This window comes from Acidisoma sp. (genome assembly GCF_035492295.1).
Taxonomy (GTDB): Bacteria; Pseudomonadota; Alphaproteobacteria; order Acetobacterales; family Acetobacteraceae; genus Acidisoma.
Window position 1 is genome coordinate 1 of record NZ_DATJJK010000071.1, and the last position, 9,884, is coordinate 9,884.

The 9,884-nt window shown below is 60.2% G+C and carries 8 protein-coding genes and 1 pseudogene; all 9 read left to right on the forward strand.

Features of this window, described 5'->3' with window-relative positions; all coding sequences use genetic code 11:
* Window positions 1-588: GMC family oxidoreductase (locus VL752_RS05215; RefSeq protein WP_325352871.1), on the forward strand; the 588-nt coding region annotated here is incomplete at its 5' end.
* On the forward strand, window positions 585-1,529 hold the full coding sequence (locus VL752_RS05220) for a threonine ammonia-lyase (RefSeq protein WP_325352872.1): 945 nt from the start codon (window positions 585-587) through the stop codon (window positions 1,527-1,529). The genes VL752_RS05215 and VL752_RS05220, both read left to right, overlap by 4 nt.
* Window positions 1,530-1,691: 162 nt before the next feature.
* The gene (locus VL752_RS05225) at window positions 1,692-3,035 is read left to right on the forward strand and encodes an ABC transporter substrate-binding protein (RefSeq protein WP_325352874.1); all 1,344 of its coding nucleotides are present in this window, start codon (window positions 1,692-1,694) and stop codon (window positions 3,033-3,035) included.
* 7 nt (window positions 3,036-3,042) lie between these two features.
* Entirely contained in the window at window positions 3,043-3,969 is a 927-nt protein-coding gene (locus VL752_RS05230) for a carbohydrate ABC transporter permease (RefSeq protein WP_325352876.1), read from the forward strand.
* Window positions 3,966-4,826, forward strand: coding sequence for a carbohydrate ABC transporter permease (locus tag VL752_RS05235; protein ID WP_325352878.1), 861 nt, complete (start codon window positions 3,966-3,968; stop codon window positions 4,824-4,826). Before VL752_RS05230 ends, VL752_RS05235 begins: the two co-directional genes overlap by 4 nt.
* 37 nt (window positions 4,827-4,863) lie before the next feature.
* Entirely contained in the window at window positions 4,864-5,922 is a 1,059-nt protein-coding gene (locus VL752_RS05240) for an ABC transporter ATP-binding protein (RefSeq protein WP_325352880.1), read from the forward strand.
* Between the two features lie 27 nt (window positions 5,923-5,949).
* A complete protein-coding gene (locus VL752_RS05245; protein ID WP_325352882.1) occupies window positions 5,950-6,279 on the forward strand; it encodes a hypothetical protein in 330 nt (109 codons plus the stop codon).
* A 21-nt stretch (window positions 6,280-6,300) separates the two neighbouring features.
* Window positions 6,301-8,544 (forward strand): N,N-dimethylformamidase beta subunit family domain-containing protein, encoded by a 2,244-nt coding sequence (locus VL752_RS05250; protein WP_325352884.1) that lies wholly within the window; start codon window positions 6,301-6,303, stop codon window positions 8,542-8,544.
* 33 nt (window positions 8,545-8,577) lie between these two features.
* A pseudogene (locus VL752_RS05255) lies at window positions 8,578-9,884 on the forward strand (tyramine oxidase); the annotation flags it as partial.

The following is a 9,884-nucleotide window of genomic DNA, read 5'->3' on the forward strand; positions in this document are numbered from 1 at the left end:
CCGGGAGCGGCGAAGCAGGACATGCTGCTGGCTTCCTTCAATCATGGCGGCATCGGTGTCGACCAGGACATGTCGCAATTCGGCGAGGCCGGCATTCATGTCATGCTGTATGAATGCCGCAGCCGTGGCACTGTGCGCACGCTCTCCGCCGATCCGCGCCGTCATCCCGAGATCGACGAGAACATGATGAGCGATCCCTTCGATCTCGAGCGCATGCGCCTGGGTGCACGTCAGCTCGCCCTCATCTGCAATCATGAATCGACCCGGCACCTTTGCCGCGACATCCAGATGGGCAATACGGGCCTGCCGCTCGCCGATCTGCTCACGGCCTCCGACGCCGATATCGATGAATGGCTGCTGACCGATTGCAATGATGCGCAGCATGGTGCCGGCGGTTGCTGCATGGGGGTGGAAGGTAAAAATTTCAGCGTCGTCGATACCTCCGGCCGGGTTCACGGCATGGAGGCACTTCGCGTCATCGACGCTTCGCTTATGCCGCGTGATTGCAAGGCCAATACGAATTTCACTACCATCATGATCGGCGAGAAACTGGCGGACGCCTTCCTTCAGGAGCATGTCCTGGCATGATTACGCTGACGGATGTGCGAGAGGCGGCGGCAAGAATCGCAGGGCAGGTCCGCCGCACGCCCTTAATCGAAGCGACGCTGATGCGGCAATCGCCCCTGCCCGCCGGCGCTTCGCTCTTCCTCAAGCTCGAATGCTTGCAGGTGACAGGCTCCTTCAAGGCACGCGGCGCGGTCAATCAGCTCCTTTCGCTTCCGCGCGAAAGCGTTGCCCGCGGCATTGTCACCGCGTCCGGCGGCAATCATGGTCTGGCTGTCGCGCGAGCCGCCCAGATGGCAGGTGTGCCCGCGACCGTGTTCCTGCCTGAGAATGCCGCGCCCGCAAAGCAGAACAAGCTGATATCCTGGGGCGCACAACTCCATCTCGTCGGACGCTATTGGGATGAGGCGCATAGCATAGCCTCCGCATACGCCGAGGAAAGACACCTCCCTTATTTCCATCCCTTCGCGAGCCCGGCAATCGTGGCCGGACAGGGCACCGTCGCGCTCGAAATATTGGAACAGCTTCCCGACGCCGATCTTTTTCTGGTGGCGATCGGTGGCGGCGGTTTGATCGCCGGCATCTCCACCGTCTTGCGCGCCTTGCGTCCCAATGCTCGCATCATAGGCATCGAGCCAAAAGGTTCGCCAACGTTGCACGAGAGTCTGGCAGCTGGTTCGGTCGTGACACTGGCTGAGGTGACGTCAAAAGTTCCAACCATGGCCTGCGCTCAAACCGATCCGCGCATCTTCGATATTGTCCGGAACAACGTCGATGACATCGTGCTTCTCGAGGATGATGCGATGTTCGAAGCGGCGCGCTGGCTGTGGTTTGAATTCGGCCTTGCCGCCGACGCAAGCGGTGCGGCCGCAGCCGCAGCACTTCTTTCCGGACAAGTTTCCGTCGCACCCGGCACGCGCGTCTGCGGACTCGTTTGCGGTGCGGGCCTCGACGCTTTCGCCTGACGTCTGCTTCAACTCTGCCTTTTCGTGTCCCGCCTTTTTTCTTTGAGTCTGGCACAAGTCTTGCTTTGCTAAAAACGATTCAATTGCTTTGTCTATCCGGATGACTGGCCGGGACGCCTCACGCCTCCGTCGCCCACCCATTCAGAAAGTCGAAGGTCAATCATGAAACGTCGTGAATTCGGAACCTTGGCAGCGGCACTCGGCCTTGCCGCCACGCCCTTCAGTCGTGCCTTCGCATCCGTTGCCGATTTTGAGCCGACGAGCGGCAAGCCGGTCTACTTCCGAGGCTGGCAATTTGCACCCGAAATCGTTCAGTCCAATGTGAAACGATACAATGACTTAGAGCATGGCAAGATCGACTATGCGACCGTGACCGGCGACTATCCCTCCATCATGGAGCAGAGCTTGATCGCCAAGGCTGATCTCGACATGCTCTACGCCAATCCCTCGACCGCCGTGCGCTACTATGAAGGCGGCTGGGTGATGCCGGCGGAAACCCTGCCCGCAATCGCCGACATCAAGGCTGATATGCTGCCGCAGTTCCTGGATGCCTGGTCTTATGACGGCAAGCTGCTTGGGCTTTCGTATTTCGCGAGCACGCGAGGCTGCATCCACACCAATCTTCTCGCCTATAACAAGGCCGGGATGACGGATAAGGACTTTCCAAAGGATTGGGACGCGCTCTACGACCAAATCTATGCCCTGCATGACAAGGGCGTCGCGACCCCCATCCTGCCGCATTGGTTCGGGGAGTGGTACGGCATTTCCTGGGGCTTTGTCATGGAAGTGCTCAATCGCGGCAACCCCGTTGCTGATCCTACGACACATAAGCCGACGATGACGGTCGATCCGAATGGTCCGGCCTACAAGACCCTCGCGCAGTGGAAGAAGCTGTGGAAGTCCAAGCTCGTTCCCCAGGAGGTACTGACCTATAACGAAGCGGCCTATATCGACGCCTTTGCCTCTGGCCGTTACGTTTTCAGCCCGCAGCAGATCTACGACGTCCAGACAATGAATACGCCCGGCCGTTCCCAGATCGCTGGTCACACCACCATTCTTCCGGTGGCAAAGCAACCCTGGGGCCTGATAGATTCTGCGCTCTACCTCATGACGAACCGGAAACGCCCGGAGGCGCAGACGGCTGATGTCAGGAAATTCACCTCCTGGTACGGCTTCAAGGATGGTGACCGCAAGACCTTCGTGGCGGACCGCTGGATGGAAACCCACATGCTGTTTTCAGCCTATAAATCCGTGATGGATTCGCCGGCGACGGAGGCACGCATCAAGAAAGCCATCGCCCGTCCGGAGGATTATGCGGTCCTGCTTGACGTCTATAAGCAAACCCCCTTTCCCACCGGCATCTGGCGCGTTGTCTGGTCCGAGGAGTTCAATTCCTTCCTCAAAGACACCCTGTCGAAATTTCTGCTCAATGATGGTGACATCGCCGATACCATCAAGGGAATGAACGACCAGATCAGCAGCCTTAACGACAAATACGGGATCTGAGCGGCGCATGGCGACGATGACGGATAAGAAGAGCCTCGGCCGCAGCCGGCTGAAGCGGCGTGAACTGACCGACGGGCAGTTCGCGTTGATGATCGGACTTCCGGTCATTCTTCTTCTTGTCGTGATCGTCGCCTATCCACTTGTCTATTCGGGCTGGATGGCCTTTCATCGGATCATGTTTTTCGGCGGCTACCGCACGAAATTCGTCGGCTTCAAGAATTTCCAGACGGTGCTGACTGACCCTGAATTCTGGTGGTGCACCTGGGTGACCGTCCGCTTCACGCTGGAAAGTGTGATCCTGACTATGCTTCTCGGTCTCGCCATCGGGCTGCTGCTCAATCGGCCCTCTCGCTTCGGCGGGCTGTGGCGCACGCTCGTCTTTCTGCCCTGGTGCGTCTCCCTCTATGGCGCGGGGCTGATGTTTGCCTATCTCGCCCGCGGCCAGACAGGCCTGCCGACTGCTGTGCTTGCCCATCTCGGCATGAAGCAGGTGCCGGACTTCATGACGACCCGCTCCATCATAGAGGTGCTTGCGATTGGCAGTTCCTGGACGATGGCTCCGCTCGTCGGGTTCTTCGTGCTCGCCAATCTCAAGACCATTCCGCGACGGCTCTATGACCTGGCGGCGATCGACCAATTAACCCCGCTGGAGACTTTCTGGAACGTCACTCTGCCACCGCTTCGCTTCACGCTCTTCGTCTTCACCTCCATTGCTACCGTGCTCTCGATGAAGCTTTTCGACTTCATTTTTGTGCTCTCGGACGGTGGACCGGGCGATGCCTCCTCCACCCTCACCTATCAGCTCTACAAAGTGAGCTTCAAAAATCTCAACCTCGGCTATGGCGCTGCAATGTCATTCTTCCTGCTTTTCCTCATCATCGGCTCGACCATGGGACTCTATCTGGTCTGGGGTCGGCGGGAGAAGCAGATATGACCAAACGCGGGTCCAATTTCACCATTGCCATGGCAATCCTCATCGTCTGGTCGCTGCTGCCGATCCTGTGGTTTGTCCGCATGTCCTTCATGAACCATGCCGAGATCACGCAGTTTCCTCCGCATATCATCCCGGAAAGCTTCAACCTCTCGTCTTTCGCAAATATTTTCGGGTTTAACTACAAGCTGGGCGATGGCAGCATTTCCTCAGCCTCCGGCCAGGCCGGGCAAATCGTCCGCGGCCTGCAGAACAGCGTCATCGTCTCGGTTGTCGTGACCTTGATCACCATCGTGATCGTGGTGCCTTTAGCCTATGTCTTTTCCCGGCTCGACTTCCGCTTCAAGAACCTTCTCTTGAACTGCGTGCTTCTGGCCGTCGCTATTCCGCCCGTCTCGACCCTCATTCCCTTTTACACAATGTACGTGCAGCTTGGGCTTGTAGGTACCCTACCCGGTCTTATCATCATTGATCTGACGACGACCGTGCCCTTCGTCACCTGGATGCTCATCGGCTATTTCCGCAACCTGCCGCCTATCGAACGGCTGGCGCGGATCGATGGGTTCAGCCGGTTGCACACACTCCTCTTCCTGATCCTGCCGCTCGCCCGCAGCGGCGTCGCAGTCGCCGCCATCATCGCCTTCCTGTTCGCCTGGAACGAGTTCACCTTCGCCCTTGTCCTCGTCAACGGCACGCCGGCGACCACCCTGCCGGCTGCCATTTCCGGCTTCCTCGGCCAGGACCCTAACCCGTCTCAGCTGGCCGCCTGCATCCTCATCACCATCATCCCACCTGCGCTAGTCGCCTTCTTCCTGCAGCGCCACCTGGGAGAGATGAATCTTGCCGACCCGGTTCGCTGAAATGGCGAACTACGCCCTGTTTGGAGCCCTTGTCTGAATGGCAAAGATCGAACTGCGGCAAATCCGCAAAACCTATGATCGATATGTCGCAGTCGAGAGTCTCGATCTCGAGATTATCGATGGAGAGTTTCTTGTCATGCTTGGCCCGTCGGGCTGCGGCAAGACCACGACGCTGAACATGATTGCCGGCTTGGACTATCCCTCGCAAGGGCAGATTCTGTTTGACGGGCGCGATGTGACGGCCGAGCCGCCGCACGGGCGGAACGTTGCTATGGTCTTCCAGTCATCACTGCTCTATCCGCATCTCACCGTTCGCAGGAATATCGAAGCGAGCCTGCGGCACACCAACCTGTCCAAAGCTGAGCGCGCACAGCGCATCGCCGATGCCGCGCGCATGCTGGAGTTGGACGCCATGCTGGACAAGCTGCCGAGCCAAATGTCCGGTGGACAGCGCCAGCGGGCTGCGACGGCCAAGGCGATCGTCCGCGAACCCGCCTGCTTTCTGCTCGATGAACCCTTATCCGCGCTTGACGCGGCGCTTCGCCTCTCCCTTCGTTCCGAACTCGTCAATCTGCAGAAACGCCTCGGCACAACGGCGGTCTTCGTAACCCATGACCAGGTCGAGGCGATGACGATGGGTGACCGCATCGCCGTCATGTCCCGCGGCAATCTGGAGCAGATCGGCACGCCGGACGAAATCTACAATCAGCCGGCGAGCCTCTTCGTCGCAACCTTCCTGGGCTCGCCGCCGATGAACATCATCGCGGGCGAAGTCGAGACCGGCATGTTCAATGCCGGTCGCGTCGCGATTGATCTCGCAGGCCGGGCCCTTCCGAACGGGCCAGCCAGCCTCGGCGTGCGGCCCCAGCATGTCACCGTCACGCCTGCCGATGCTCCGGGCGCGATCCCCGTCACGGTCTATGCGCTTGAGCATCTGGGCCGTGAATCGGTCATCATCGCCGATGACGGTACAGGCAATAAGCTGCGCGCGTTGGTCGATCCCGGATTTCACGCGCGCATCGGCGACAGGCTTGGTATCATACCCTCTGCCGCGTCTTGTTTCTTCTTCGCGCCCGACGGCAAGCGCATTCCTTGATACTTCTCCCGTGCAGAGAGGCCGATCATGTACCGCATCAATCCCGATACCGACATGCCGTTTGTCGAGGAGTTCCGCCGTCAGCCGGTGGGGCGGCACAGCCCCGGCCTCATGCGCATCCTCAACACGCTGCGTTACGATCCGAGCGGACGTCAGATCGTGCTCTTCTGCCGCAAACCCTTCGCCGAATGGCAGATCGCCGAGATGCCGGCGAACCGTCAGCAGCCCCTCGTTTTCGAGGATAGCCCGATCTTCACCAATCGCGACGAAGCGGAGTGGGAGGTCTTTCGCAGACGTTGGTTCGCCGCGACCGGCCAGCACCTGAACCAGCCCTTCCGCAGCGCCGACGAAGCCTGACCGCGAGCGAGAGACAGACAGATGTTGAAGATTCTTGGCTATCCCGATCGCTACAGCGTCGCTCCCGGCGAGGCGATCTCCTTCCAGATTTCTCTGGAGGAAGGTGAGACCTTCGATGCGCGCATTGTCCGTGTGTTGAACGGGGATTGCAATCCGGCCGGCCCCGGTCTTGATTTGCCGCATCATCCGAGCAGCGTAGACGGGACCTATCCCGGCCAAAAGCGACGCGCGGATGCCGGATCCTTCATGCGCGCCGAGGGCGTGCCGCCGCTTTCGGCCTTCTCCTTTCGTGCGCTCCTCTGGCCGACCCTGCTCGCGCGATCAGGACAGGTCATCGCCGCGCAATGGGATGCCGCGACTCACACTGGCTTCTACCTGGAACTTGACAAAGGCAGGCCTTGCCTCGTTGTCGGAGACGGCACGGGCGCGGTGCGGCGCGAAACCCTTCCCCATGCCATGCTGGAGCGGAAATGGTATGCGCTCAGCTTCAGCCTTGACAGGGAGACCGGCGACTTCCGTATCTCCCTGTCGCCGCAGCGCCGGGATTTCGGTGTTGAGGATGCGGGTGAGAGGGTGGGCCGGTTTGCCACACCGGGCGCGCCATCGGCCGGCCCTTTTTATCTGGCCGGTCTGCCGCTTCCCGGCGGCACCATCGGCTGCCACTTCAACGGCAAGATCGAGGCGCCAGCGCTGCTTGCCGGATCGGAGGCCCATGCGCCGCTCGCCGCCTCGCCGCTTTCCACGAGCTTCGCATCCCGCCTGATCGTTGCCTGGGATTTTTCGGATGGCATCCGCACCACCCGGGCGACCGATCGCGGCCCGCTCCGTCTTCACGGCAGTCTCGTCAACCTGCCCGCGCGCGGCATGAAGGGCAGCGGTTGGACCGGCACTCATCACAGTTGGCAGGCGGCCCCAGCCGAATATGGCGCCGTGCATTTTCACGAAGACGATCTCTACGATGCCGGCTGGCCCGCGGATATTGTCTGGCAATTGCCGGAAGATGCGAAGAGCGGCGCCTACGCGCTGCATGTCCGTTGTGGAGAGACCGGGCCGGAGGCGATGCGGGAATGCTATATTCCCTTCTTCATCCGTCCTCCGCGCGTGAAAAAACCCGGCATCGCACGGCCGAAGGTTGCCTTTCTGGCCCCCACCTGCTCCTACATGGCCTATGCCAATCATGGGGAGCACATCACCGTGCGTGGCGTAGAACGGCTGATGGGACGGTTGCTGCATTTCGGCCATCAGGACGTCTATCTCTACGATCATCCCGAGCTTTGCCATTCGCTTTATGACAAGCATGCGGACGGATCGGGCGTCTGCTACTCCAGCCGCGTGCGGCCCAACATCAATTGCGCGCCACGCTACCACTCCTGGCTTGGCGGAGACGGGTCAAGTCTGTACCAGTACAATGCCGATACGCATCTCTTCGGCTGGCTGGCCCATCACGGCATCGAGTACGACATCATCACCGATGAGGATCTGCATCGGGATGGTTACCCGCTCATTGCCGATTACGACGTTATTCTCACCGGTTCCCATCCGGAATACCATTCCACGGCGATGTGGGATGCGATGAAATCCTGGATCGATCGCGGCGGCCGGCTCATGTATATGGGCGGCAACGGCTGGTACTGGCGCATCGCTTTCCACGACGAGTTGCCTGGGGTGATCGAGGTGCGGCGCGCCGAAGACGGCATCCGCTCCTGGGAGGCCGAGCCAGGTGAATACTACCATTCCTTCACCGGCGAATATGGCGGCTTGTGGCGGCGCTGTGGGCGGCCGCCGAATATGATGGCGGGCATCGGCTTCGTGGCCCAGGGCTTTGATGTGTCGAGCCCCTATCGCCGTGCACCGGATGCCGATAACCCACGCGCGGCCTTCATCTTCGAAGGGGTGGAAGATGAGGTCATCGGTGATTTCGGCCTCATCGGCGGTGGTGCTGCCGGCATTGAGCTTGACTGCATCAATCCCTTGCTCGGCTCCCCTCCGAACATCCTGCGCCTTGCCTCATCCGAGGATCACAGTCCCTTGATGCTTTTGGTCAACGAGGAATTTACCGCAACCCAGCCCAATCTCGGTGGCGATCAGAACGAGCGTGTGCGAGCCGATCTCAGCTTTTACGAAACAGCCGCGGGCGGCGCGGTCTTCGCCACTGGCTCCATCGCCTGGTGTGGCTCGCTGCCATGCAACGGCTACGAGAACAACATCTCCCGCATCACGCTGAACGCCCTGAAACGCTTCATGGATCCCAAGCCTTTCGTATAAGATTGCGAACAGATAGAAGAGGAGCCCAGGCGCATGGACAGCATCGTAAGCGATACCCAGGCAGCGAAACACCCGCTCGATCCGCTATCGGGTGCCGAGCTAGCCCGCGCGGCCACACTGATTGCCAGATACTTCGATTGGGGCGCGGACCTGCGTGTCGAGACCATCGATCTGGATGAACCCGCCAAGAATGCGGTGCGCGACCATGTCGATGGAACACCATTCCCCCGCGTTGCACGCTTTAACGTCTATCGCCGCGGCGTCATGGGCGTAGTGACGGGCCGGGTCGATCTGGGCAGTGGCGAATTGCTGTCCCAGGTCTTCCGGGAAGATGCGCGCGCCATGGTCGCCATCGAAGAAGTGCTGGAAATCGAAAAGACGGTGAAGGCGGACCCGCGCTTTCAGGCAGCGTTGCGCAAGCGCGGCCTCATCGATGATCTCGATTTCATGTGCGTGGACCCATGGACGGTCGGCGATTTCGGCCATGCGATCGAACAGGGCCGACGCGTGCTCAACTGTTTTATCTGGATGCGCACCTTTCCGCTCGACAACTACTATGCTCATCCGGTCGAGGGCCTGCATGCGCTGATTGATGTCAGCACTCTCGAGGTTCTCGACGTCGTCGATCATTTCGAGGAATCTGGAGACTATATTCCAGTGCCGCGCACGCCGCGCAATTACGATGCGGCACTGCTGACCGAATTCCGCCCGCCCTCCTCCGCGCTTGATGTCGTGCAGCCGGACGGCGCTGGCTTCACGGTGGATGGTCACAAGGTGACCTGGGAAAACTGGGATTTCCGCGTCGGCTTCAATGGCCGCGAGGGCCTTGTCCTCTATCGCCTCGGCTATACGCATCAGGGCAAGCGCCGGCCGATCGTCTATCGTGCCTCGATCGCCGAAATGGTCGTGCCATACGGCACGCCGGAGCGTAGCCACTATCGTAAGAACGTGTTCGACAGCGGCGAACTTGGCTTCGGGCGCATGGCAAATTCGCTGACCCTCGGCTGTGATTGCCTGGGCACCATCCACTATTTCGATGTCGTGGTGCCGACCGTCTTCGGCGAACCGCGGACGATCGAGAACGCAATCTGCCTGCATGAGGAAGATGGAGGTCTGTCCTGGAAGCATTTTGACGTCCGCACCGGTCGCACCGATGTCCGCCGCGCCCGCAAGCTCGTGATCTCCTCCATCTCCACCATCGGCAATTACGAATACGCCTCCTACTGGTATCTGCATCAGGATGGGCGCATCGAATACGAGATGAAAGCGACCGGCATCATCAATACCGCCGCCTGCCATCCGGGCCAGCCGGGGAAATTCGGCACCGAGGTGGCACCCGG

What these genes read in the sequence shown, in the direction of transcription:
- VL752_RS05220 (WP_325352872.1), top strand. Translation starts at nt 585, where the DNA reads ATGATTACGCTGACGGATGTGCGAGAGGCGGCGGCAAGAATCGCAGGG.
- VL752_RS05240 (WP_325352880.1), top strand. Translation starts at nt 4,864, where the DNA reads ATGGCAAAGATCGAACTGCGGCAAATCCGCAAAACCTATGATCGATAT.
- VL752_RS05225 (WP_325352874.1), top strand. Translation starts at nt 1,692, where the DNA reads ATGAAACGTCGTGAATTCGGAACCTTGGCAGCGGCACTCGGCCTTGCC.
- VL752_RS05235 (WP_325352878.1), top strand. Translation starts at nt 3,966, where the DNA reads ATGACCAAACGCGGGTCCAATTTCACCATTGCCATGGCAATCCTCATC.
- VL752_RS05250 (WP_325352884.1), top strand. Translation starts at nt 6,301, where the DNA reads ATGTTGAAGATTCTTGGCTATCCCGATCGCTACAGCGTCGCTCCCGGC.
- VL752_RS05230 (WP_325352876.1), top strand. Translation starts at nt 3,043, where the DNA reads ATGGCGACGATGACGGATAAGAAGAGCCTCGGCCGCAGCCGGCTGAAG.
- VL752_RS05245 (WP_325352882.1), top strand. Translation starts at nt 5,950, where the DNA reads ATGTACCGCATCAATCCCGATACCGACATGCCGTTTGTCGAGGAGTTC.